The organism is Rhodococcus wratislaviensis, assembly GCF_900455735.1.
Lineage (GTDB): Bacteria > Actinomycetota > Actinomycetes > Mycobacteriales > Mycobacteriaceae > Rhodococcus_F > Rhodococcus_F wratislaviensis.
This window is the reverse complement of record NZ_UAUI01000011.1, coordinates 278,049-300,445: the sequence shown is the minus strand read 5'-3', so window position 1 is coordinate 300,445 and position 22,397 is coordinate 278,049. Positions and strand designations below refer to the sequence as shown.

Genomic DNA, 22,397 nt, shown 5'->3' with positions numbered 1-22,397 from the left:
TAAGCCACGCACAGGCGCGTCAGCGCACTATGACGACGTCCAGCGTCCGGGGGCCGTGGACGCCCTCGACGCGGTTGAGTTCGATGTCGCTGGTGGCGCTGGGACCGCTGATGAACGTCAGCGGCTTGGTCGCGTCGAGGGTCTGGAAGGCCTGCGGCACGGTGTCGACGATCTGATCGGTGCGGACGATGCAGATGTGGTGATCCGGGACGAGGGTCAGCGCCCGCCGCCCCTGCCCGGCGCCGCCGTCGAGCACGATCGTCCCCGTGGCGGCGATCCCGAGGGTGCAACCGGTGACGACCACGTCGAGCGCGTCGAGTTCGAGCGTCGACAGTTCGGCGGGGGCACCGTCGACGACGACGTCACGTCGCGGCCGCCACGCCTCCGGAAGGTCCGGTGGGACGACGGCGCGCGCGCCCTCCGCGATCAGCCCGGTGACGATCTCGGCAACGGTGCTCTCGTCGGCGCGATGGACCTGCGCGCGGTAGTCGTCGACGGTGTGGACGAAGAACTCGACGTCCCCGGGGCCGGACGCGGGTTGCCGGTGGTAGTCGCGGGGAACGGGTTCGGGGGCAAGCCCTTCGGCGAGCGCCGACCGGATCCGGGACAGTATCTCTTCGCGTGCGGTCATCGTGTCGTGTCCTCGTGAGTGCGGGCCCACCATTGTCGGAAGGTTTCCTTCGGCGGGGAGGGGAGGTCGCGGCTCGCGGTCCATTTCGACCCCGGGTACGGCAGCGACGTGATGTGTCCCTTCTTGCCGGCCAGTACCCGGCCGACCTTGGACGCCGTCTCGGCGGCGGCGAACCGCTTCTCCGAGCCCATCACGAAACCCGCGGCCTTCATCGCGAGGTCCTGGCCGCCCGGAAGGCCGTGCCGCTCGGAGTCGACCTGTTCCGCGCGCAGGTGCACGAGAATGCTGGGGATGTCGATGCGCACCGGGCAGGCGTCGAAGCAGGCGCCGCACAGCGTCGAGGCGAACGGCAGCGACGCGTTGGGGTCGTCGTGACCGGTGGTCCCGGTGAGTTGCGGGCTGAGGATCGCGCCGATCGGGCCCGGATACACCGACCCGTACGCGTGACCGCCTGCCCGCTCGTACACGGGGCACACGTTCAGGCAGGCACTGCAGCGGATGCAGTGAAGAGCGGACCGTCCGACCTCGTCCGCGAGGACGTTGGTGCGACCGTTGTCGAGGAGGACGACGTGGAAGTTCTGCGGGCCGTCGCCGGGATGCACCCCGGTCCACATCGAGGTGTACGGGTTCATCCGCTCGGCGGTGGACGACCGCGGTAGCAGTTGCATGAACACCTCGAGGTCGGTGAACGTCGGGACCAGTTTCTCGATGCCCATGAGGGTGATGAGGGTGTCGGGGAGGGTGAGGCACATCCGCCCGTTGCCCTCCGACTCCACCACCGCGAGGGTCCCGGTTTCCGCGACCCCGAAGTTCGCGCCGCTGACCGCCACCGTGGCGGAGAGGAACTTTCGCCGAAGGTGTGCCCGCGCGGCCATCGCCAGCGCCCGCGGGTCGTCGGTGATGTCCGTGTCGATGCCGGGCATCGACTTCAGGAAGATCTCGCGGATCTCGGCGCGGTTGCGGTGGATGGCGGGAACGAGGATGTGGCTCGGCTTGTCCTCGCCGAGTTGGACGATGAGTTCGGCGAGGTCCGTCTCGATCGCCGCGATCCCGTTCTCCTCGAGGTGCTCGTTGAGGCCCGTCTCCTGGGTGGCCATCGACTTGACCTTCACGACCTCGTCGGAGCCGGTGGCCCGGACGAGGTCGGTGATGATCCGGTTCGCCTCCTCCGAGTCGCGTGCCCAGTGGACGGTGCCGCCGCGGGCGGTGACGTTCTCCTCGAACTGCACGAGCAGTTCGGGGAGCCGCGCCATCACGTCCGCCTTCAGGGCGCTGCCCGCCCGGCGCAGTTCCTCCCAGTCGTCGACCTCGGCGACCGCGGCGATGCGCTTGTTGCGGATGGTGGTGGTGGCCGCGCCGAGATTGGCGCGCAACTGGGTGTCGGCGAGTGACTTCCGCGCCGCGTCGGGGAAAGATTCTGTGCCCCGGATGTTTCCGGTGCCCGCGTGGAAGGTGGGCGAGCCGAGGAACGTGGTCATGCGTTGCTCCCGATCTTCTCGGTGCTCGCCAGGATCTCGGCGAGGTGGACGGTGCGGACGCCGCTGCGCAGCCGGGACAGTCCGCCGCCGATGTGCATCAGGCAGGACGAGTCGCCGGCGCTGCACACCTCGGCGCCCGTGCTCAGGACGTTGCCCATCTTGTCGGCGAGCATCGCGGTCGATGTCTCGGAGTTCTTCAGCGCGAACGTTCCGCCGAAACCGCAACAGGATTCGGCCGCGGGGAGTTCGATCAGCGTCATTCCCCGCACCGCGCGTAGCAATTGCAGCGGCTTGTCGGCGACCCGCAGCATCCGCAGCGAGTGGCACGTCGGGTGGTACGTCACCCGGTGCGGGTAGTAGGCGCCGACGTCGGTGACGCCGAGGACGTCGACGAGCAGTTCCGACAGTTCGTACGTCCGGGACGCGACGTCCTCGGCGCGCGTCGCGAGTGATTCGTCGCCGTACCGGCGGGCGACCATCGCGTGCTGGTGCCGGACGGATCCGACGCAGGAACCGGACGGCGCCACCGCGACGTCCCAGGACGGTCCGCTCTCGAACGCTTCCACGTGGTGACGCACGAGCGGCAGCGCCTCGGCCTGGTAGCCGGTGTTGACGTGCATCTGCCCGCAGCATGTCTGCTTCTGCGGGAACACGACCTCGTGGCCGAGCCGCTCGAGCAGGCGGACCGTCGACGTGGCGGATTCGGGGAACAGGGCATCCGCCAGGCACGTGGCGAACAGGGCGATTTTCATCGGGTACTCCAACCGGGCTGGGCTGTGGTCTGACCACAGTAGCGCACTGTGGTCAGACCACACCAGGTAAACTTCGCTCGTGCGCACACACGAGGTCGTCCTGCACCGCATCGAGCAGGATCTGGCGGCAGGCAAACTCACCGTCGGCGGTCGTCTGCCCGCCGAGCGCGCGCTCGCGGAGGAACTGGGGGTCGGACGCTCGTCCGTCCGCGAGGCCATGCGCGTGCTCGAGGCGATGGGCATCGTCCGCACGGCCGTCGGGTCCGGACCGGACGCAGGCGCGATCGTGGCCGCCGACCCGGCCGCGTCCATCGGCGCGGCCCTCCGACTACACATGGCAACGCGCACGCTGCCGATCCGCGACGTCGTCCAGACGCGCACGCTGCTCGAATCGTGGGCGGTGCAGGAAGCCGCCGGGCAGGCCCGCGACCTCGACTTCTCGGCCATCGACACCCTGCTCGACGCGATGGACGACGAGGACCTCTCCCCGGAGGCGTTCCACCGGCTCGACGCCGACCTGCACGTCGCGATGGCCGGACTCGCGGGCAACGTCCTCGTCGAGGCGATGATGGTCTCGCTCCGCGACTCCATCCACGGCTACGTCATGCAGGCCGTTCCGCTCCTCGACGACTGGCCTGCGGTCGCGACCCACCTCCGCTGCGAGCACCGCGGCATCGTCGCGGCCCTCCGTGACGGCCACGGCGCCGAGGCCGCCGGTCTGGTGCGGGAACACATCGAGGGCTTCTACGGGCGCTTCGCGCCTGTGCGTGGGTCGGGTGACGTGTAGGGGCGGGCGGTGATCGGGCGAGTGAAGCATCCGCACCGCCGCCGCCGAGATCGGGGAGGTGGCCGGACCAGTTGTCCGTAGTGTCGCTGGTGCTCGAAGCTAGGATCGTTTGACACAGGCGGCAACACCATGCAGTTCGCGGGCGTGGTTTCGTGGGGAGAATCGGGCCATGGCGGACGAGCAGCGCAAGACGGTCGGTGTCTTGTCGCGTGCGTTCGCCATCATCGACGCCGTCGAGTTACGACCGATGATCACCAGCGAACTTGCGCGCACTGTCGGTTTGTCGAAGTCGACCACCCAACGTCTCGTGGCCGAGCTCGCCCACTATGGCTACCTGCGTCGAGATGCCGAGGGCCGATACTGGCTCGGGTATCGCTTCACTGCGGCGGGGATGACCGATATCGCGATGCCGGTGCTTCGGGAGCTGAGCGACAGCACCGGTGAGTCCTCGCAATTGTGGGTCCGGCGCGGTGACCTGCGCTTGTGCGCCGCCAGTGTCGAATCGTCGAACGAACTGCGGGCCACCATGCCGGTCGGCACCACATTTCCACTGGCGGAAGGGTCGAGCGGCCACGTGCTGGCCGGAGATTTCGACAACGACCCCGTCGCGCGACGCCGCGGCTGGTGGCAGACGCTCTCCGAGCGGGTTCCCGGCCTCGGCTCGGTCAGTGCACCGGTACAAATACACGGCGAGATCGTCGCGTCGGTGTGCGTGTCGGGCCCGTTGCACCGGCTCGGTGACGATCCCGGACCCCGCCTCGGTCCCTCGGCCATCGACGCCGCTCATCGCATCGAAAAGTCACTTCTCGACTCCTGACCCCGGCGGTTGCGTCTTTTCGTGTCATCTCGACCTGTGCCGGCCGGCATGCATCGTTGCGCCCTGTGACCCGGAGCACTATGGTTGCCCCATTATTCGGGCCGTGATGACCCAAATAATGGGTCATCACGAAGGTTGATCGCATCGCCGACAGGAATCGGAGCGTCATGAACAACGCCACCACAGGTCCGCTCGACGGCATCACTGTCCTGGAACTGGGCAACTTCATCGCAGCGCCCTTCGCGACTCGGCTGCTGGCTGATTTCGGCGCCGAGGTCATCAAGATCGAACGTCCCGACGGTGGTGACGAGCTGCGCGGTTGGCGTCGCAGCAGGGGCACCACCTCGATGATGTATCGCACCATCGCCCGCAACAAACGATCGGTGACGCTCGATTTGAAGAGCGCCGAGGGGCAGCAGCTGGTGCTCGACCTGGCCACCAAGGTCGATGTCGTGATCGAGAACTTTCGCCCCGGCACGCTCGAACGCTGGAACATCGGCCCCGACCAGTTGCAGGCAGCGAACCCTGACCTTGTCCTGGTTCGGATCTCCGGCTACGGCCAGAACGGCCCCTATGCACAGCGCGCCGGCTTCGGCGGGGTCGCTGAGGCGTTCGGTGGATTGCGCTATGTAACCGGCTATCCCGACCGTGAGCCGGTGCGTCCGGCAGCACCGCTGGGCGACACCCTCGCCGGTCTCTACGGCGCGGTCAGCGCGTTGATGATGCTTCTGGCCAAAGCCCGCGGCGGCGACCACCCGCGGCCCAAGGTCGCCGACGTCGCACTCTACGAATCGGTCTTCATGGCGATGGAGTCGCTGACCGCTGACTACGACGCCTATGCCATGGTGCGCGAGCGCACCGCCGGCAATCTTCCCGGTGTGGTGCCCAGCGGCTCCTACCCGTGTGCCGACGGCTCGGTTCTGATCGCCGGGAACGCCAGCGGGGTCTTCGCAAGGCTGATGAACGCCGTCGGCCGCCCGGACCTGGCCAGTGATCCCGACCTGGTCGACGGCACCAAACGCTACCTACGGGAGGACGATCTCGACGAGGCGATCGTGGCATGGACGACGACCAGATCCACGAGAGACGTGGTCACCGAACTGTCCGACGCCGGTGTCCCGGCCAGCGACGTCTACGACGCTGCTCGCATCGTCTCCGACGAGCACTATCTGGCCCGCGGGATGATCCAGCCGTTCAAGGTCGACGTCGAAGACGGCTCATCCGAGGAGGTGCGCTTCCCCGGCGTGGTACCTCAGTTCGACGGCCAGGCAACGAAAGTCGGATGGCTGGGTCCCGATCTCGGTGCCGACACCGAGCCGGTACTGGGCCGGATGCTGGGCCTGACGCCCGACCGCCTGAACGCACTGCGCACAGCAGGCGTCATCTGACCCGCGGGCATCCGCCGCCCCTCTGCTCCCTGGTGCAGCCGCACCTTTCCCGTTTGCCCCGCACGGAAAGAACACGGTCCCATGGTCTACGCCATCTCCATCCTCGCCCTCGTACTGATCTTCACCATCGCCACCAAGGTGCCGATCAACATGGGCATCCTCGCCTTCGCCGGCGCCTTCCTCGTCGGCGGATGGGTGTCGGGGATCCCGATCGACGACATCGTCGACGCATTTCCCGGTGACATCTTCCTGATCGTCGCCGGCATCACCTTGCTGTTCGCCATCGCCAAGGCCAACGGCACCATCAACATCATCGTCGAATCGGCCCTACGCCTGGTCCACGGACGGCGCTGGGCGCTGGTGTGGATGATGTTCCTGCTCTCCGGCGCGCTGATGGCCCTGGGATCGCCGATGGCGGCAGGCATGCTCGCCCCCATCGCGATGCGGCTGGCCGGGAAAAAGAAGATCAACCCCCTGCTGATGGGCATGGCCATCAACCACGGCGCTCTGGGCTGCGCGTTCTCGCCCATCACGATCTACGGCGCCTTCGTCAACGGATTGATCAAATCCGCCGGGTACGAGGCGAATCCGCTGCTGCTGTTCATCGTTCCCTTCGCACTGAACACCCTGTTCCTCGCCGTACTGTTCACCATCTACGGCCGCGACCTGCTCCACGAGCTGCCCGAAGACCGTGACGAGATCACCGGCGCCGGCGCCAGCTCAGGCGCACCGACCCGCCCCCATCCCAGCCCGGGATCCGGCACCGCCTCCGCGACCGCCGTCCTGCCCGACGTCGATGTCATCGGCCGCACCCCGCTCAACCGGGAGCGGGTCGCGACGCTCATCGGAATCCTGCTCCTGGCAGTAGGTTCGGTGGCCTTCAACGTCGACGTCGGAGTCAGCTCGATCTGCATCAGCACGGTTCTGCTGCTGATGGCCCCGAAGAAGATGCCCCGGATCGAAGACAAGGTGGCGTGGCCGGCCGTCGTGCTGGTTTGCGGCATGCTCACCTACATGACGGTGCTCAAACAAAACGGCACCCTCGACTTCCTCGGCGATGCCGCCACCCACCTCGGCTCCCCTCTCGCCGCCGCGCTGATCCTGCTGTACGCCGCCGCGATCATCTCCGCGGTCGGCTCCTCGATCGGCACGCTGGGAATCGCGTTGCCGCTGGCCGCCCCCATGCTCGCCGCCGGGGAACTCGGCGCGCTGGGATTCATCATCGCGCTGGCCTTCGCCTCCACCGTCGTCGACGTCAGCCCCTTCGCCACGAACGGATCCATCGTGGTGGCCGAGGCCGATGTCGAAGACCGTCAACGGTTCCAACGCAGCGTCCTGGCCTACTGCGGCCTGGTTGTGCTCCTCGCCCCGCTGGTGGCCTGGGCCCTGATCGTCGTTCCCACCTCGCTCTGACCCCCGGCCCTCTCGAGAAGGTTCTCGCATGCCCGTCACCATCACCGACGTCGTCCTGCGCGACGGTCTACAGGACGAGAACGTCCTCGTCGCCACCGACGACAAACTCACCATCGCCGACGCGCTGGTGGCAGCCGGAGTCCGGCAGATCGAAGCCGTGTCCTTCGTCTCGCCCACCCGCGTTCCTCAGATGGCCGACGCCGACGCACTCATCGCCAGGTTGCAGCCCTACCGCGCCACCACACAGGTCAGCGCGTTGGCACTGAACGCCACCGGGGTCCACCGTGCAGTGGCCGCCGGAGTCGACGTCGTGCACATCGCGGCATCGGCCAGTTCCGCACACAGCCAAGCGAACGCCGGCAAGTCCGCTGCGCAGGCCCTCGAGGACCTGTCCCAGGCGGTGGCCGGCTACCCGGAGCAACGGTTCCTCGGCGGGATATCCACCGCATTCGTCTGCCCGTTCGAGGGAACCGTCTCACCCACACGTCTGGTAGAAGTCGCCGAACAGTTCGCAGCCATGGGGATACGCGCCCTGGGGCTGGCCGACACCCTGGGCACCGCCACCACCGAGCACGTGCTCACCGCGGTGGGCGCCGTGCGCGAAGCACTGCCCGACATCACCATCGGATTGCACCTGCACAACGCCGACGGCCAAGCACTCACCACCGCCCTGCAAGCGGCACGACATCTGGGGATCGCACACTTCGACAGCGCGGTCGGCGGATACGGCGGGTGCCCGTTCGCGCCGGGCGCACACGGCAACCTCGCGACCGAGGAGCTGGTCGCGCATTTTCACAGTCATGACGTGGACACCGGCATCGATCAGGCGCAGGTCACCGCCGCAGCATCGTGGGTCAGGCGTGTCCTCGCAGCCTCGCCGCAGCTCTCGCGCTTCGCGCCCGTGCGTGGTTGACGAGTCTCTGGACTCGTCAACCGCTCACGGGGCGGTACGCCCCCAGGATCTGCGCCTCGGCGTCTTCGAGGTAGGTCTTGAGTAGCTGACCTGCGGCTTCGGTGTTGCCGGCCTTCAGCGCGTCGTAGATCTCGTGATTGCGGGTGAGGTACGGGCCGTGGAATCGGTGGGCGTCGTCCATGACGTGGAAGACGAGCCGCGCCTCGTTCCACACGCTGCGCATCAGTTCGTCGATGCGATTGCTGTTGTTGAGGCTGGCGAGGGCGCTGTGGAAGTGGATGTCGGCGGTGCCGACTCCGGTCCAGTCCTCGACGGCGTGCCGTTCGTCGGCCAGGTCGAGGGCTTCGGCGACGCGGGACAGGTCGCCGGTGGCGGGGTCGAAGCCGTTGACGCCCGCGCATTCGACGACGCGCCGGCAGATGTACAGCTCGGTGATGTCCTCGGCGGTGGGCACGCGGACGAAGACGCCGCGGTTGAGTTCGTGCGCGACGAGCCGGTCTTCGATGAGGATCTGGAACGCCTCGCGCACGGTGTTGCGGGAGACGTCGAGGGCCGCGCAGATGTCAGGTTCGGAGAGTCGCGCCCCAGGTCGGAACGTTCCGTCGATGATCGCGTCCCGCAGAATGCCGGCTACCCGGGTGGTCCTGCTGGTGCGTTCGAGCAGGCCGCGGTGAGCGGCCAGGCGGGAATGCGCATCGCCGCGAAGGGCATTCGAGCTGGTCAAGTCCACTCCTCAGGTTTCGATCTCGACCGCAATCATAGTTGTGAGCTCGGTTCCGCGATGACTTCCATGTTAAACGATCCTCTCAGGGTATTGCAGGATCGTTGAACGATTTGTACCGTGATGGGAGTTACACCGTTTCTTCCGGCAGTTACATCCCTTCTTCAGGCGAGGTGCCATGACCACAGATACACAGACCGAGGTCGCGCAGGCGCGCCCCTTCGACTGGTTCCGCACCCTCGGGCCGAAGGGAAAGAGAGCCTTCATCGGCGCGTTCGGCGGGTACGGACTCGACTCCTACGACTTCCAGGTCCTCCCGCTCGGCCTCGCGGCCATCGCCGCCTACTTCGGCCTCACCACCGGACAGGCTGGTCTGCTGACGACGGTGACGCTGGTCGTGTCCGCGCTCGGCGGTGCCCTCGCCGGCATCCTCGTCGACAAGATCGGCCGGGTCCGCACCCTGCAGGTCACGGTCGCGACGTACACGATCTTCACGGTGCTGTGCGGCTTCGCGCAGAACTTCGAGACGCTGCTCGTCTTCCGCGCCTTCCAGGGCCTCGGCTTCGGCGGCGAGTGGGCGGCGGGTGCGATTCTCGTGGCCGAATACGCCCGGGCCGAGTACCGGGGCCGGGCCGTGGCGTTCGTCCAGAGCGCGTGGGCGGTGGGCTGGGCGCTGGCGGTGATCGTCTACACGGTCGTCTTCCAGCTGTTCGATCCCGACGTCGCGTGGCGCGTGCTGTTCTTCACCGGTGTGCTGCCCGCCTTCCTCATCATCTGGGTTCGCCGGAATCTGAAGGACCCCGAGGTCGTCACGGAGCGCCGCGAGTCCGCGGGCAAGCAGACGGGCTCGTTCGCCGCCATCTTCCGCGGCGGACTGCTCCGCACCACCGTGCTCGCGTCGCTGCTCGCAACCGGTGTGCAGGGCGGCTACTACACGCTGGCGTCCTGGCTGCCCACATTCCTGAAGACCTCGCGCGGACTCGACGTCGTCGGCACCGGCGGGTACCTCGCCATCCTGATCTCGGGTGCGTTCCTCGGTTACGTCAGCGGCGGCATCCTCACCGACAAGCTGGGCCGCAAGCGGACCATGCAGCTGTTCGCGTTCCTGTCGGCGATCTTCATGGTCGGCTACACCCAGGTGCCCGAGGGCGCGAACACGTTGATCCTGATCCTGGGCTTCCCCCTCGGCTTCTGCACGTCGGCGATCTTCAGCGGATTCGGATCGTTCCTGTCCGAGCTGTACCCGACGCAGTCCCGCGGCACGGGCCAGGGCTTCACCTACAACTTCGGCCGCGCGGTCGGTGCCGTGTTCCCCGCGGTCGTCGGTTTCCTGGCGGCCACCCAGCTGGGTATCGGTGGCGCGATGATCTTCGGTGCGCTCGGTTACGCCATCGCCGTCTTCGCCCTGTTCTTCCTCCCCGAGACCCGCGGGATCCAACTTGACTGACTCACCGGCCGACCTCCGCTCCGCGTTCCGTTCGGGACGTGTCACCCCGACCGCCGGTCTGGCGCCCGGATTCGCGCAGACGAACCTCATCGCCGTTCCGCAGGACTGGGCCTACGACGTTCTGCTGTTCACGCAGCGGAACCCCAAGCCGTGCCCCGTCCTCGACGTCGGCGACGTGGGCTCCCGGGAGACGATGCTCGCCCCCGGCGCCGACATCACCACGGACCTGCCGCTGTACCGCGTGTGGAAGGACGGCGAACTGGCCGACGAGACCGCGGACGTGTCGGCGCTGTGGCGGGGCGACCTCGTGGCCTTCCACATCGGGTGCAGCTTCACGTTCGAGCATCCGGTGGCCGCTGCCGGGGTGCCGCTGCGGCACGTCGAGCAGGGCAGCAACGTCCCGATGTTCGTGACCAACCGTGAATGCAGGCCCGCAGGCCGGATGAGCGGACCGATGGTGGTGTCGATGCGGCCCGTTCCCGAACGTCAGGTCTCGCTCGCGGCGGCGATCTCCGCGCGGATGCCCGCCGTCCACGGTGGACCCGTGCACATCGGTGATCCCGCGGAACTCGGCATCGCCGACGTCGCGGCCCCCGACTTCGGCGATCCGGTGAACTTCGAGCCCGGGGACGTGCCGATGTTCTGGGCCTGCGGGGTCACCCCGCAGGCGGCGGTGATGGCGTCCCGGTTGCCGTTCGCGATCACCCATGCGCCCGGGTACATGCTGATCACCGACACCCCGGACAGCGAGTACGTCCTGGAGGTTCCCGATGCGCGTTGATCTGAACTGCGACCTCGGTGAGGGCTTCGGGCAGTGGACCCTGGCGGACGACGAGGCCCTCCTCGACATCGTCACCAGCGCGAACATCGCGTGCGGATTTCACGCGGGGGATCCGATGATCATCCGCCGGGCCTGCGAGGGTGCGGCCGAGCGCAACGTCGCGATCGGTGCGCACGTGGGTTTCCGGGATCTGGCCGGATTCGGCCGCCGTGAACTCGCGGTGTCGCCGGCGGATCTGCGCGACGAGACGCTGTACCAGATCGGCGCGCTCGCCGGGTTCGCGCGCGCCGCCGGATCCCGCGTGTCGTACGTCAAACCGCATGGTGCGCTCTATAATTCCGCTGCGCTCGACTACGAGCGCGCCGAGGCGATCGCGTCGGCCATCGACCGGTTCACCGAACCGCTCGCGCTGATGGGCCCACCCGGCTCGCAGTTGCAGCGTGCCGCGGAAACCCACGGCATCGATTTCGTCGCCGAGGGTTTCGCCGACCGCCGCTACACCGCCGCGGGCACGTTGACTCCGCGCTCGGTGACCGGCGCCGTCATCGACGATCCCGACGTCGCCGCCGCCCAGGCCGTGCGCATGGTGTCCAGCGGAACGGTGGAGTCGATCGACGGCGACGACGTCGCGGTGTCGGTGCACAGCATCTGCGTGCACGGCGATTCGCCCGGATCCGTGCGCACGGCCCGCCAGGTCCGGCACGCCCTGGAGAATGCCGACGTCACGCTCGGGTCCTTCACATGACCACCGCGAGCACCGGCACCCGGATCCTTCCGGCGGGCACCCGGGCCCTTCTCGTCGAACTGGAGTCGGAACCCCTCGTCGTGTCGCTGACCGAACGCCTCCGCCGCACCCCACTTCCCGGTGTGGAGGACGTGCTTCCCGCGGCGCGCACGGTGCTCGTCACCACGACACCGCGCACCGATCTCGACGAGGTACGCCGTGCGCTGCGGACGATGACCGACGGACTCGAGGTGCACGAGGACAGCCGCGCATCCGAATCCGAGCCGGTCACGATCCCGGTCCGCTACGACGGCGCCGATCTCGCCGACGTCGCCGACCATCTGCGGATGAGTCGCGACGACGTGATCGCGGCCCACACCGCCGCCACCTGGCGTTGTGTATTCATCGGATTCGCACCGGGTTTCGCCTACCTGAGTTGCGGCGACGACCGGCTGACCGTGCCGCGACGGGCCCAGTCCCGCACCGTGGTGCCCGCCGGGTCCGTGGCCCTCGCCGGCGGTTACGGCGCGGTGTATCCGCGGTCCTCACCCGGTGGATGGCAGATCATCGGAACCACGGACTCCCCGATGTGGAACCTCGACGCGAACCCTCCGGCGCTGCTGCAGCCGGGGCGCCGCGTCCGATTCGTCGACGAGGAAACACTGTGAGTGAACTCGAAGTACTCGAAACGGGTCCGCTCAGCCTGATCCAGGATCTCGGCCGCCCCGGCTACCTCAGTTCGGGTGTGGGCGTGTCCGGCGCCGCCGACCGCGGGTCCGCGAAGCTGGCCAACCGGCTGGTCGGAAACGACGAGAACCGCGCGTGCATCGAGGTGTTGATGGGCGGCCTCGCCCTCCGCGCGCGGGAGGTGACCATCGTCGCCGTCACCGGTGCACCCGCCACGGCGCTGCTCGACGGAATCCCGATGGGCCACGCGAGCGTCATCGTGATGCAGCCGGGACAGACGCTGCGCCTGCAGTACGCGCAGGTCGGCCTGCGCAGCTACGTCGGCGTCCGAGGGGGCGTCGCGGTGCCGGACGTGCTCGGCTCCCGCAGCACCGACACCCTCTCCGGAATCGGACCGGAAGCGTTGAAACCCAACGACATTCTACCCGTCGGCACCGCGCCGATAAGCTTCCCGAACGTCGACGTCGCTCCCGTTCCCCCGATGGACGCGGGAACGCTGCCGGTCCGCGTCGTCGGCGGCCCCCGCGACGACTGGTTCACCAACCCCGACGCGCTGACCGCGGGGGTGTGGGCCGTCTCCCCGGACACCGATCGCATCGGGGCGCGCCTCAACCGGCACGGCGACGCGCCCGCGCTGGTGCGGACGTCCGAGGCCGAGCTCCCGACCGAAGGTGTCGCGCTCGGCTCCATCCAGGTTCCGCCGAGCGGGCAGCCCGTCGTCTTCCTGGCGGACCATCCCATCTCGGGCGGCTATCCCGTCATCGGCGTCGTCGTGGACGAGGACATCGACCGGATCGCCCAGGCTCGACCAGGCCAACTGATTCGCTTCACCACTGCGTGATCGGCTTCGCACCGATCCCACTACAGGAGATCACCCCATCGTCATGAACAGCATCGGCACGGAACTCGACACACCCTGGTCCCACGAGCTGTGGCGCAGCACGCTGCTCGCGGAACCGCACCGTCAGGGCACCGCGGTCGCGCGCCACTACGCGTCCGCGCTGCCGATCAGCTACGCCACCGAAACCGATCCGGCACAGGCGATCCGCGACGTCGCCGAGGTGGAGCGTCTCGACGTCGACAGTGTGGCGCTGACGTTCACCACCACCGAGGCGTCCGCGCCGTACGAGAACCTCAAGATCTACGCGGTCGGGAAACCCGCACCGCTCAACGAGGTTCTGCCGATCCTGTCCAGCCTGGGAGTCAACGCGCTCGACGAACGGCCGGCCGCGCTGACCCGCCCCGACGGGCACCGCGCCTGGATCTACGACCTCACCGTCGATCTGGTCGCCGTGACGGACGGTCACGGTGTGACCCGCGACAGCCGGATCGCGGACGCGTTCCGGGCGGCGTGGACGGGTGAGACCGAGGTCGACGGGTTCAACGCGCTCGTCCTGCACGCCGGGCTCGGCTGGCGTCAGGTGACCGTCCTCCGCGCATACGCCGCCTACCTGCGCCAGGCCGGGCTCCCGTACAGCCGCAGCAACGTCGAACGAGTCCTGCTGAGCAACAGTGCAATCACGCAACTCCTCGTCGAGTTCCACGCTCTTCGGCTCGACCCGGGCATCGAACGCGACGCCGCCGCGGAGGACGCACTCGAGGGCCGCATCGTGGACGCGGTCGACGCCGTCGCGGGAATCGACGCCGACCGGATCCTGCGGGCACTGCTGTCCCTGATCCGCGCCACCACCCGCACGACGTACTACGCCGGCGACCGTCGGCCCGCGCGAGCTCTCGCGTTCAAGTTCGACTCCGCATCGATCGACGAATTGCCGCTGCCCCGGCCGAAATACGAGGCCTACGTGTACTCGCCGCGGGTGGAGGGCGTGCACCTGCGATTCGACGACGTCGCCCGCGGCGGCATCCGGTGGTCGGATCGTCGCGACGACTTCCGCACCGAGATCCTCGGACTCGTCAAGGCGCAGGCGGTCAAGAACGCCGTCATCGTCCCGGCGGGAGCGAAGGGCGGCTTCGTCGTCAAGAACCCGCCCGTGCCGACCGGTGACGCCGCCGCCGACCGGGAGGCGACGGCGTCGGCGGGCATCTCCTGCTACCGCGAGTTCATCTCGAGCCTCCTCGATATGACGGACAACCTCGACATCACCACCCGGCAGGTGATCGCGCCGGAGGGCATCGTCCGCCGCGACGGCGACGACACCTACCTCGTGGTCGCCGCTGACAAAGGGACGGCGGCATTCTCGGATGTCGCCAACGCGATCGCGTTGGAGCGCGGGTACTGGCTCGGCGACGGATTCGCGTCCGGCGGTTCCGTCGGATACGACCACAAGGCGATGGGTATCACCGCCCGCGGCGCGTGGGAAAGCGTCATGCAGCACTTCCGCGAGATGGGCGTCGACACCCGCACCGACGACTTCACCGTCGTCGGCATCGGCGACATGAGCGGTGACGTCTTCGGAAACGGGATGCTGCTCAGCCCCCACATCCGCCTGACCGCGGCGTTCGACCACCGGCACGTCTTCATCGACCCCGATCCCGACCCGCGGCGGTCGTGGGACGAGCGGGCACGGCTCTTCGCGGTCGGCAGGTCGAGTTGGAAGGACTACGACACGGCGGTCCTCAGCGACGGTGCCATGATCGTCGACCGGTCGGCGAAGTCGGTCCGGCTGACACCGCAGGCCCGGCGCGTTCTCGGGATCGAGGACGATCGCGTCCTCACCACCGTCGAACTCGTGCGTGCCGTCCTCGGTGCGTCCGCGGACCTGCTCTGGAACGGCGGAGTCGGCACCTACGTCAAGGCGACGACGGAGAGCCACGCAGACGTCGGCGACAAGTCGAACGATTCGGTCCGGCTCGATGCGCCCGCGCTACGCGTCCGGGTGGTCGGCGAAGGCGGCAACCTCGGGCTGACCCAACTCGGGCGAATCGAATACGCGCGCAACGGTGGTCGCGTCAACACCGACGCGCTCGACAACTCGGCCGGCGTCGACTGCTCGGACCACGAGGTCAACATCAAGATCGCGCTGGCGGGCGCCACCGCCGACAACACCCTCACCGCGCAGGACCGGCGAGAGCTGCTGTCCGACATGACCGACGACGTCAGCAGGCTCGTCCTCGCCGACAACCGCAGCCAGAACGAGATGATGAGCCTGAACCGGGCGCAGGCGGGCACACTCGTCAGCTTCCACTCCCGCATGGTCGACGACCTGGAACGGCGCGGGCACGTGGACCGCGCGATCGACGTGCTCCCGACGTCCGCGCAGTTCGGGGCACTCGAACGTGAGCAGAAGGGGCTGACGAGCCCGGAGTTGGCGCAGCTCACCGCGCAGGTCAAGCGTTTCATCAAGAGCGAGGTGTCGGGCACCAGCCTCCCCGACAACGGGGTGTACGCCGGCCGGCTGCACAACTACTTCCCGCCGCGGCTCGGCCGGGAGTTCGCGCACACGGTCGCCGCGCACCCGCTGCGCCGGGAGATCGTCACGACGTCGGTCGTCAACGACATGGTCGACCGCGCGGGGATGACGTACGCGTTCCGGCTGCGGGAGGAAACGGGCGCCGACTCCGCGGAGGCGGTGAACGCCTTCACCGCGGTCACCGAGATCTTCGACCTCGGAGCGACTTTCGAGCGGATCCGGGCGACGGCCGACACGACGCCGACGGCGGGCACGAACGCACTGACGGTGCAGACCCAGCGACTGATCGACCGCGCGTCGCGGTGGCTGACCACCCATCGGCCGCAACCACTGCCGCTGGAGGCCACCATCGCCCGCTACCGGCCGGTCGTCCGCGACCTCGGGCCGCGCGTGCGGGAATGGTTGCGGGGCGACGAGATCACGGCGGTGGAGCGGCGCACCGAGGCCCTCACGTCGCGCGGGGCGGACGCCGGGCTGGCCGCGGACGTCGCGGACCTCCTGCACACGTACTGCCTCCTCGACATCGTGGACATCGCGGAGATCTCGCAGCACCGGCCCGAGGACGTCGCCGAACTGTACTTCGCGCTGTCCGCGCACCTGCACATCAACACCGCACTGACCGCCGTGACGGCGCTCCCCCGGCTGGACCGGTGGCACGCACTCGCACGGCTCGCCCTGCGCGACGACCTGTACAGCTCGCTGCGCGCCATCACCCTCGACGCGCTGTCCGTCAGCGAACCCGGCGAGGACGCGGCCGACAAGGTCGACCAGTGGGAACAGCACAACGCCGCCCGGCTCGCCCGCGCGCGTGCACTGCTGACGGAGATCGAGTCGGAGGTCGCCACCGAGCCCACCCTGGCGCTGATCTCCGTGGCGGCCAGGCGGATCCGGGCGATGACGCGGTAGGCGCTTCGCGCCCGTGCGTGGTTAAGGAGTCTCTGGACTCGTCAACCGCGCACGGGCCGCGGAGCGGCCTACAGCACCTGGGACAGGAACTGCTGCAGCCGTTCGGTTTCGGGCTTGTCGAACAACTGGTCCGGCTTCCCGGTCTCGACGACGGCGCCGTGGTCCATGAACAGCACCGTGTCGGACACCTCGCGGGCGAAGCCCATCTCGTGGGTGACGACGACCATCGTCATGCCGCCCTTGGCGAGGTCGGCCATCAGCGCGAGGACGCCCTTCACCAGTTCGGGGTCGAGCGCCGAGGTGGCCTCGTCGAAGAACATCACCTCGGGTTTCATCGCGAGGGCGCGGGCGATCGCGACGCGCTGCTGCTGCCCGCCCGACAGGTTGCCGGGCCGGGAGTCGGCCTTGTTGGCGAGTCCGACGAGTTCGAGTTGCTCGAGGGCCAGCGACCGCGCCTCGTCCTTGGACATCCCCTTGAGCTTGCGGGGCCCGAGGGCGATGTTGTCGACGACCGTCTTGTGCGGGAACAGGTTGAAGTGCTGGAACACCATGCCGATGCGCTGCCGCAGCTTGTCCGGGTTGTCCTTCAGCACCGACTTTCCGTCGAGGAGGACGTCGCCCTGATCGGGTTCGTGCAGCCGGTTGAGGACCCGCAGCAGCGTGGACTTTCCGGAGCCGGACGGTCCGATCACGGTGACGGTGTCGCCGGCGTCGACGTGGAGGTCGACACCGCGGAGCACCTTGTTGGTGCCGAACGCGAGATGCAGGTCGGTGCCAGTGAGAGAGACGGCCATCGCCTTATCCCCTTTCCACGACGATGGACTGTTCCACCGGGTCGAGCGTGCCGGACGTGTCGGCGCGGCCGGTGCGCAGACGGTACCAGCCTGCGCGCGAGAGGTTCTCGCGCACCGCGGCATCGCGATCGTCCGAGGGACGATCGGGCGCCCAGGATCCCGATGTCGGGAAAGAACTGCAAATATTCTTCACCGACGACGCGAACTCTCGAACATCGTCTTTCGTCATCGTTACGTTTTCAGTCATCGCGCTGTCGCGATCCCTTCCGAAGTGTGTGTTGCGCTGACGAGTTCGATCAGCTGCTGAGTGTGTTCACCGAGACGCGGTGCAGAACCGGCGTCGGGTCGGGCATGTCCGTCGATCTTGAAGATCGATCCCAGTACGCTGACGGGACCTATCTCGGGCTGTTCGATCGTCTGCACGAGTCCGTTGGCGCGCACCTGCGGTAGAGAGTGCGCTTGCGTGATCTCGCGAACGGGTCCGGCGGGAACGCCGAGTTCCTCGAACGCCGCGATCCAATGAGAGACGGTATCGGTCTTGATCACCTCGGCGAATCGGTGTTTCAGCGAACTTCGCATCTCCCGTTCCGCCTGGTCGGCGGGCACTGCCTGTGGGTTGACCGCCCACGGGTCGTCGATACCGAGTAGCGCCTGGACTTTCCGGCGCTGCGCCAGATTGAGACAGGCCAGCGCAATGAATCCGTCCGACGCGGCGTAGCACCGGTAGTACGGCTCCAGTTCGTCCGACTCCGTCACCGTTTCGGCCAATTGCTCGAGTCTCGTCTCGTCACAGACTCCGGGCGCGTCGTCGAACTCGCCGTCACCGACCGAGACGAACCGCTGCACCTGCACCGCCAACGACGCCCCGAGCAGCGACACCTCGAAACCTTTGGACACACCGGTCTCGTCGTGTCGCCGGAAGCGGTCGGTGAGACCGGCAAGCGCCGCCGCGAAGGTGAGCAGGCCGGCGGTCAGATCGGCCATGGCGATGCCACCGGATCGACGTGGGACCGGGTCACCACTGCGCGCATCCGCGAGCAGGAGTCCGGACGCCGCCTGCGCGATCAAGTCGTAGCCCAGGGTCTGCGACTCGGGCCCGTCGGTGCCGAATGCCGACACGCAGCACCACACCGCGTCGGGGTTGACGGATTTGACGGTGTCGCGATCCAAGCCGAACCGCAAGGCCCGTTCCGGGGGCATGTTGTGGATCACGACATCCGCGGTACGGATCAGCGCACGACTGAAGTCCTGTCCCCGTTCCGTTTTCAGGTCCGCGACCACTGACTTCTTGTTGCGATTCAGCGAGATGAACCATCGTCCGCCATCCGGAGTCAACGGCTCGTAGTGCCGCCAGGCGTCACCGTTCGGTGGTTCCACCTTGATGACTTCCGCGCCGAGATCGGCCAGCATCATCGCCGCGAACGGGCCCGCGACGTACTGCGCGTAGTCGAGGACACGCAGCCCGGCGAGCGGCTTGGCGGTCGGTACGGTCATGACGCTGCGCCTACCCTTCGCCTGGAGATGTTCTTGCGTTGAATGTCCGAAACGCCGCCCGCGATGGTGGTCGCCGCCGCTGCGCGGGCAAGTGCCGCGAGTTTGCCGTCGAGCACTGCGCCCGGGCCGCTTTCGATCAGCGCGCGGGGTCCGAGCACCTCTACGGCCGCGTCTGCCAGTTCCTGCAGCAGCAAGGCGATCGACAGTTTTGCCATCGAGGACTCGGCGCTCGCGTCCTGTCGTGCGTCGAGTCGCTCCGTGGCCCGGCGTCCGTGCAGGCGCGCGATCTGTGCGTCGCCGCGGAGCCCTGCGAGAATCTCGCGATCCTTCGGCGACGTGACCAGAGGGGCCATGTCGTCGAGAAGACGCAGGACGATGCCGACTTTCTCACTGGTAACCCTCTCGAAATCGAGTGTGCCCATGAGAATTTCCCAGCCCGCATTCTCTTCGCCGACGATCTGATCGGCCGGGATGGACACGTCCGTCAGGGTCAGTTCGCCGAGAGTTCCGCCGCCGAGCGTCTTGTGTACGTCCACGACGATGCCCGGCGTCGTGATGTCCACGAGGAAGACGGAAAGCCCACGGTGACGTGCCTCGGTGAAGCCGGTACGGACCGCGAGGTACACCCAGTCGGCGTGTTCGGCGCTCGATGTCCAGATCTTGCGGCCGTTCACGATGTACCGGTCACCGTCGCGGCGCGCCGTGGTGCGAAGTGACGCGAGGTCGGTGCCCGCTTCGGGCTCGGAGAACCCCTGGCAGAAGATCATGTCGCCGGACGCGATCTGCGGGAGGAAGATCTGGCACATTTCCTCACTGGCGAACTGAAGTAGCGCATTCCCAATCGTTTTCACCGACAGGAGGTAGCTCGAGAGTGGCAGCCAGTTGTATCCGAGCTGCTCCTCGACGGCGAAGGTGAACAGTGCGTCCAGCCCGCGGCCGCCGTAACGCTGCGGCCAGTGCATCCCGATGAGCCCGGCCTTCCCGTATGCCGCATAAGCCGCGCGGGAATCGGCGTCGGAAGGTGAACCCTGATTGCTCGGCACTCCGCAGCCACTGACTGCAAACTCCTGCGCCAAGCGGGCTGCCGTTGCAGCCGTGTCCTCGAGCGTGAGAGCGGGGTTTGCGATCTCAAAGCCTGCCGTAGTCATAGGCTTGCCTCAACTCCATTTGGTTTCACTGTATGGAAGTAACTTTTGCTATATGAGAATAGCTCCGCGGATTGGCGGGTGTCAATGAAAATTGGGCGCCCGTGCGAAGGTCAGATGTCCAGGACCAGGCGCGGCGAGCAGGACCGCCCGACGCAGATCATCATGACGGCATTGGAAGCCCGCTCTTCGTCCGTGAGCACATCGTCCTGATGCTCCGGCTCACCTTCGACGACGCGGGCTTCGCAACTGCCGCAATACCCTTCGCGACATGCCCACGGCCAGCCGGGGACGACCTCGAGCACCCGATCGAGAATCGACTCCCCCTCGTCCACCACGACCGTCGTCCCCGTCGAGGCCAACTCGACCTCGAATCGCGCCAACCCGGACGGGGCGCCGGCATCGTCGGTTCGGCGCGTCGAGTCGCCGGGAAGGCGAGCGCTTCCGAAGCGTTCGAAATGCACGGCGCCCACATTTTCGTGATTCGCGCAGCACTCCTCGACTGCTCGCAGCAGCGGTTCCGGACCACAGCAGTAGACCTGCGTACCGGCCGGTGCGTCAGCGAGTGCCCCGGCGATATCGATCCGGCCGCGCGAGGATTCCGGCACGAAGTCCGTGTCACCCTGCAGCTGTCGAAGCTCTTCGAGGAAGGCCATCGACTCGGTCGTCCTGCCGCCGTAGACAACTCGCCAGCGCTTCCCCGCCGCCGCCACGGCACGGGCCATGGGGAGGATCGGCGTGATGCCGATGCCGCCGGCGATGAACAGGTACGACTCGGCGTCGACGAGGGGGAAATGATTCCTCGGACCGCGTACCTCGATCGTCGCTCCGGGGGCGATCGAGGAGTGAAACTCGCGGGAACCACCGCGCCCCTCGGGCTGGTCGAGCACCGCGACCAGGTAACTGCGATCATCCGCGGGATCGCCGCACAACGAGTACTGGCGAGTGAGGCCCGACGGGAGGGTGAAGTCCAGATGGGCGCCCGGTTCCCAGGCCTGCAAGGCGCCGCCATCAGCACGTTCGAAGCGAAACGACGAGATACCGTCGGCTTCGCGCCGCACTTCACGGGTCACCAAGAAGGCCGACTCCGCCCTCCCCGTTGCGCCGTTACTTTCAGGGAGAGAAATTGACTTTCGCATAGCGAGAACAGTACGGACGGCAAGAACTGGCCGTCAACAGTCAGTTGCGGCCTGGAACGACTCGAGGTCGAAGCGGTTAGCGCGCCGAGACCGCTGCTGCCACGTCGCGCAGCATGGCAATCGCCGTAACCCGGAATTCCTCGGTCGCGCGACTGAGCGGCAACGAGATGTTGATCCCGCGCAGGGTCCCGTCCGACTGAGGCGGCAACGCGATCGCGATAGAGGTCAGGCCGATTTCGTACTCTTCGTCCGAGATCGAGATCCCGGTCTTGCGAACCTCGTCCAGCCGCTTCTTCAGCTCGGGCCAATCGGCTGCGGTTCGCTTCGTCGTCCGATGATACGGACCTTCACCGATACGCTCCTTGACCTCCGCGTCGTCCAACTGGGCGAGCAACGCCTTCCCCAGCGCCGTGTTGTGCGCGGAGATCCGCGCACCGATCGTCGCCTGCGGCGTGAGCATGCGCGATCCGGTCACCCCATCCAGGTAGACCACCCACGGTCCGAGCAACATGGCCAAGTTCGTGGTTTCGCCCGACTGGTTCGACAATTCGTGCAGCTTCGGACGTATCACCACGGTCGGATCGCTGCGAGCGATCAACGGTCCCGCGAGCTGCAGCAGCGTGCTGCCCAATCGCAGATTTCGACCGCCCGCGACCGGCTCGAGGAACCCGTGACCGACCAGCGTTCCCACCAATCGGTGGACGGTCGGCATCGGCAGGCCACACCGTGACGCGATGTCACTCTGGCTCAACTCCGGATCGTCCTCCGAGAAGAGCTGCAGAATCTCCAGACCGCGAGCGAGGGTCTTGACCGAGCTCGGCGAGGCTTCCGATTGCGCGCGCACGTCTGAAGTGGACATGCACGCAAAGCTACTAGCACCCCGGCCGGGCCGGGACGGCATCCCCGCCGAGCGGGACACAACCTCCTCGGCGTCGCGTACGACCGTGGCCGTCTCCACCCGACCCGGAAACCGGTGCGCACCTCGCGGGAATTCGGGTCTTGACGGCCA

21 protein-coding genes are annotated in these 22,397 nt (G+C 67.6%); 11 read left to right on the top strand and 10 right to left on the bottom strand.

What is annotated here, in order from left to right; all coding sequences use genetic code 11:
• Positions 1 to 19 precede the first annotated feature (19 nt).
• Genes DTA22_RS15175 through DTA22_RS15165 form a run of 3 tightly spaced genes read right to left on the bottom strand, consistent with a single transcriptional unit; the run spans position 20 to position 2,861 of the window.
• Positions 20 to 631 carry a LutC/YkgG family protein gene (locus tag DTA22_RS15175; protein ID WP_112299964.1) on the bottom strand — a complete coding sequence of 204 codons (612 nt, stop codon included), beginning with the start codon at positions 629 to 631 and terminating at the stop codon, positions 20 to 22.
• Complete coding sequence (locus DTA22_RS15170; RefSeq protein WP_112299963.1) at positions 628 to 2,109, bottom strand: LutB/LldF family L-lactate oxidation iron-sulfur protein; 1,482 nt, start codon at positions 2,107 to 2,109, stop codon at positions 628 to 630. Before DTA22_RS15170 ends, DTA22_RS15175 begins: the two co-directional genes overlap by 4 nt.
• A complete protein-coding gene (locus tag DTA22_RS15165) occupies positions 2,106 to 2,861 on the bottom strand; it encodes a (Fe-S)-binding protein (RefSeq protein WP_112299962.1) in 756 nt (251 codons plus the stop codon). The genes DTA22_RS15170 and DTA22_RS15165 overlap by 4 nt, the downstream gene beginning before the upstream one ends.
• A 79-nt stretch (positions 2,862 to 2,940) precedes the next feature.
• Here DTA22_RS15165 and DTA22_RS15160 point away from each other — a divergent pair, with 79 nt between their 5' ends.
• From DTA22_RS15160 to DTA22_RS15140, 5 genes are all read left to right on the top strand, one after another.
• Entirely contained in the window at positions 2,941 to 3,648 is a 708-nt protein-coding gene (locus tag DTA22_RS15160; RefSeq protein WP_112299961.1) for a FadR/GntR family transcriptional regulator, read from the top strand.
• Positions 3,649 to 3,817: 169 nt separating this feature from the next.
• Positions 3,818 to 4,465: an IclR family transcriptional regulator gene (locus DTA22_RS15155; protein ID WP_112299960.1), complete on the top strand. Its 648-nt coding sequence runs from the start codon at positions 3,818 to 3,820 to the stop codon at positions 4,463 to 4,465.
• A gap of 167 nt (positions 4,466 to 4,632) precedes the next feature.
• Complete coding sequence (locus DTA22_RS15150) at positions 4,633 to 5,853, top strand: CaiB/BaiF CoA transferase family protein (RefSeq protein ID WP_112299959.1); 1,221 nt, start codon at positions 4,633 to 4,635, stop codon at positions 5,851 to 5,853.
• Between the two features lie 81 nt (positions 5,854 to 5,934).
• Positions 5,935 to 7,266 carry an SLC13 family permease gene (locus DTA22_RS15145; protein ID WP_112299958.1) on the top strand — a complete coding sequence of 444 codons (1,332 nt, stop codon included), beginning with the start codon at positions 5,935 to 5,937 and terminating at the stop codon, positions 7,264 to 7,266.
• Positions 7,267 to 7,294: 28 nt separating this feature from the next.
• Entirely contained in the window at positions 7,295 to 8,179 is an 885-nt protein-coding gene (locus DTA22_RS15140) for a hydroxymethylglutaryl-CoA lyase (RefSeq protein ID WP_112299957.1), read from the top strand.
• 16 nt (positions 8,180 to 8,195) lie between these two features.
• Here DTA22_RS15140 and DTA22_RS15135 read toward each other — a convergent pair whose 3' ends face one another.
• The gene (locus DTA22_RS15135) at positions 8,196 to 8,909 is read right to left on the bottom strand and encodes a GntR family transcriptional regulator (protein ID WP_037230199.1); all 714 of its coding nucleotides are present in this window, start codon (positions 8,907 to 8,909) and stop codon (positions 8,196 to 8,198) included.
• A 169-nt stretch (positions 8,910 to 9,078) separates the two neighbouring features.
• Between DTA22_RS15135 and DTA22_RS15130 the strand changes: the two genes are divergently transcribed.
• The 6 genes from DTA22_RS15130 to DTA22_RS15105 are packed head-to-tail and all read left to right on the top strand — an operon-like array spanning position 9,079 to position 16,816.
• Positions 9,079 to 10,347: an MFS transporter gene (locus DTA22_RS15130; protein WP_112299956.1), complete on the top strand. Its 1,269-nt coding sequence runs from the start codon at positions 9,079 to 9,081 to the stop codon at positions 10,345 to 10,347.
• A complete protein-coding gene (locus DTA22_RS15125; protein WP_112299955.1) occupies positions 10,340 to 11,128 on the top strand; it encodes a putative hydro-lyase in 789 nt (262 codons plus the stop codon). Before DTA22_RS15130 ends, DTA22_RS15125 begins: the two co-directional genes overlap by 8 nt.
• Positions 11,118 to 11,873, top strand: coding sequence for a LamB/YcsF family protein (locus tag DTA22_RS15120; RefSeq protein ID WP_112299954.1), 756 nt, complete (start codon positions 11,118 to 11,120; stop codon positions 11,871 to 11,873). The genes DTA22_RS15125 and DTA22_RS15120 overlap by 11 nt, the downstream gene beginning before the upstream one ends.
• Positions 11,870 to 12,520 carry a 5-oxoprolinase subunit B family protein gene (locus DTA22_RS15115; protein ID WP_112299953.1) on the top strand — a complete coding sequence of 217 codons (651 nt, stop codon included), beginning with the start codon at positions 11,870 to 11,872 and terminating at the stop codon, positions 12,518 to 12,520. The genes DTA22_RS15120 and DTA22_RS15115 overlap by 4 nt, the downstream gene beginning before the upstream one ends.
• Positions 12,517 to 13,380 (top strand): 5-oxoprolinase subunit C family protein, encoded by an 864-nt coding sequence (locus DTA22_RS15110; RefSeq protein ID WP_112299952.1) that lies wholly within the window; start codon positions 12,517 to 12,519, stop codon positions 13,378 to 13,380. Before DTA22_RS15115 ends, DTA22_RS15110 begins: the two co-directional genes overlap by 4 nt.
• Positions 13,381 to 13,423: 43 nt before the next feature.
• On the top strand, positions 13,424 to 16,816 hold the full coding sequence (locus DTA22_RS15105; protein WP_112299951.1) for an NAD-glutamate dehydrogenase domain-containing protein: 3,393 nt from the start codon (positions 13,424 to 13,426) through the stop codon (positions 16,814 to 16,816).
• 68 nt (positions 16,817 to 16,884) lie between these two features.
• Here DTA22_RS15105 and DTA22_RS15100 read toward each other — a convergent pair whose 3' ends face one another.
• From DTA22_RS15100 to DTA22_RS15080, 6 genes are all read right to left on the bottom strand, one after another.
• Positions 16,885 to 17,610, bottom strand: coding sequence for an amino acid ABC transporter ATP-binding protein (locus DTA22_RS15100; protein WP_005249317.1), 726 nt, complete (start codon positions 17,608 to 17,610; stop codon positions 16,885 to 16,887).
• Positions 17,611 to 17,614: 4 nt separating this feature from the next.
• Positions 17,615 to 17,839 (bottom strand): hypothetical protein, encoded by a 225-nt coding sequence (locus tag DTA22_RS35930; protein WP_146777772.1) that lies wholly within the window; start codon positions 17,837 to 17,839, stop codon positions 17,615 to 17,617.
• Positions 17,840 to 17,853: 14 nt separating this feature from the next.
• Positions 17,854 to 19,104 carry a CaiB/BaiF CoA transferase family protein gene (locus DTA22_RS15095; protein WP_112299950.1) on the bottom strand — a complete coding sequence of 417 codons (1,251 nt, stop codon included), beginning with the start codon at positions 19,102 to 19,104 and terminating at the stop codon, positions 17,854 to 17,856.
• Positions 19,101 to 20,147 (bottom strand): acyl-CoA dehydrogenase family protein, encoded by a 1,047-nt coding sequence (locus DTA22_RS15090; protein WP_245973421.1) that lies wholly within the window; start codon positions 20,145 to 20,147, stop codon positions 19,101 to 19,103. The genes DTA22_RS15095 and DTA22_RS15090 overlap by 4 nt, the downstream gene beginning before the upstream one ends.
• A gap of 215 nt (positions 20,148 to 20,362) precedes the next feature.
• A complete protein-coding gene (locus DTA22_RS15085; RefSeq protein ID WP_112299948.1) occupies positions 20,363 to 21,322 on the bottom strand; it encodes a PDR/VanB family oxidoreductase in 960 nt (319 codons plus the stop codon).
• Between the two features lie 142 nt (positions 21,323 to 21,464).
• Positions 21,465 to 22,346, bottom strand: a complete 882-nt coding sequence (locus DTA22_RS15080; RefSeq protein ID WP_081792719.1) for an IclR family transcriptional regulator — start codon at positions 22,344 to 22,346, stop codon at positions 21,465 to 21,467.
• Between the last annotated feature and the right edge of the window lie 51 nt (positions 22,347 to 22,397).

Excerpts from the sequence above, each read along its gene's own strand:
- DTA22_RS15175 (WP_112299964.1), bottom strand. The coding sequence starts at position 631 with ATGACCGCACGCGAAGAGATACTGTCCCGGATCCGGTCGGCGCTCGCC.
- DTA22_RS15170 (WP_112299963.1), bottom strand. The coding sequence starts at position 2,109 with ATGACCACGTTCCTCGGCTCGCCCACCTTCCACGCGGGCACCGGAAAC.
- DTA22_RS15165 (WP_112299962.1), bottom strand. The coding sequence starts at position 2,861 with ATGAAAATCGCCCTGTTCGCCACGTGCCTGGCGGATGCCCTGTTCCCC.
- DTA22_RS15155 (WP_112299960.1), top strand. The coding sequence starts at position 3,818 with ATGGCGGACGAGCAGCGCAAGACGGTCGGTGTCTTGTCGCGTGCGTTC.
- DTA22_RS15150 (WP_112299959.1), top strand. The coding sequence starts at position 4,633 with ATGAACAACGCCACCACAGGTCCGCTCGACGGCATCACTGTCCTGGAA.
- DTA22_RS15145 (WP_112299958.1), top strand. The coding sequence starts at position 5,935 with ATGGTCTACGCCATCTCCATCCTCGCCCTCGTACTGATCTTCACCATC.
- DTA22_RS15140 (WP_112299957.1), top strand. The coding sequence starts at position 7,295 with ATGCCCGTCACCATCACCGACGTCGTCCTGCGCGACGGTCTACAGGAC.
- DTA22_RS15130 (WP_112299956.1), top strand. The coding sequence starts at position 9,079 with ATGACCACAGATACACAGACCGAGGTCGCGCAGGCGCGCCCCTTCGAC.
- DTA22_RS15120 (WP_112299954.1), top strand. The coding sequence starts at position 11,118 with ATGCGCGTTGATCTGAACTGCGACCTCGGTGAGGGCTTCGGGCAGTGG.
- DTA22_RS15115 (WP_112299953.1), top strand. The coding sequence starts at position 11,870 with ATGACCACCGCGAGCACCGGCACCCGGATCCTTCCGGCGGGCACCCGG.
- DTA22_RS15105 (WP_112299951.1), top strand. The coding sequence starts at position 13,424 with ATGAACAGCATCGGCACGGAACTCGACACACCCTGGTCCCACGAGCTG.
- DTA22_RS15100 (WP_005249317.1), bottom strand. The coding sequence starts at position 17,610 with ATGGCCGTCTCTCTCACTGGCACCGACCTGCATCTCGCGTTCGGCACC.
- DTA22_RS35930 (WP_146777772.1), bottom strand. The coding sequence starts at position 17,839 with ATGACGAAAGACGATGTTCGAGAGTTCGCGTCGTCGGTGAAGAATATT.
- DTA22_RS15095 (WP_112299950.1), bottom strand. The coding sequence starts at position 19,104 with ATGACCGTACCGACCGCCAAGCCGCTCGCCGGGCTGCGTGTCCTCGAC.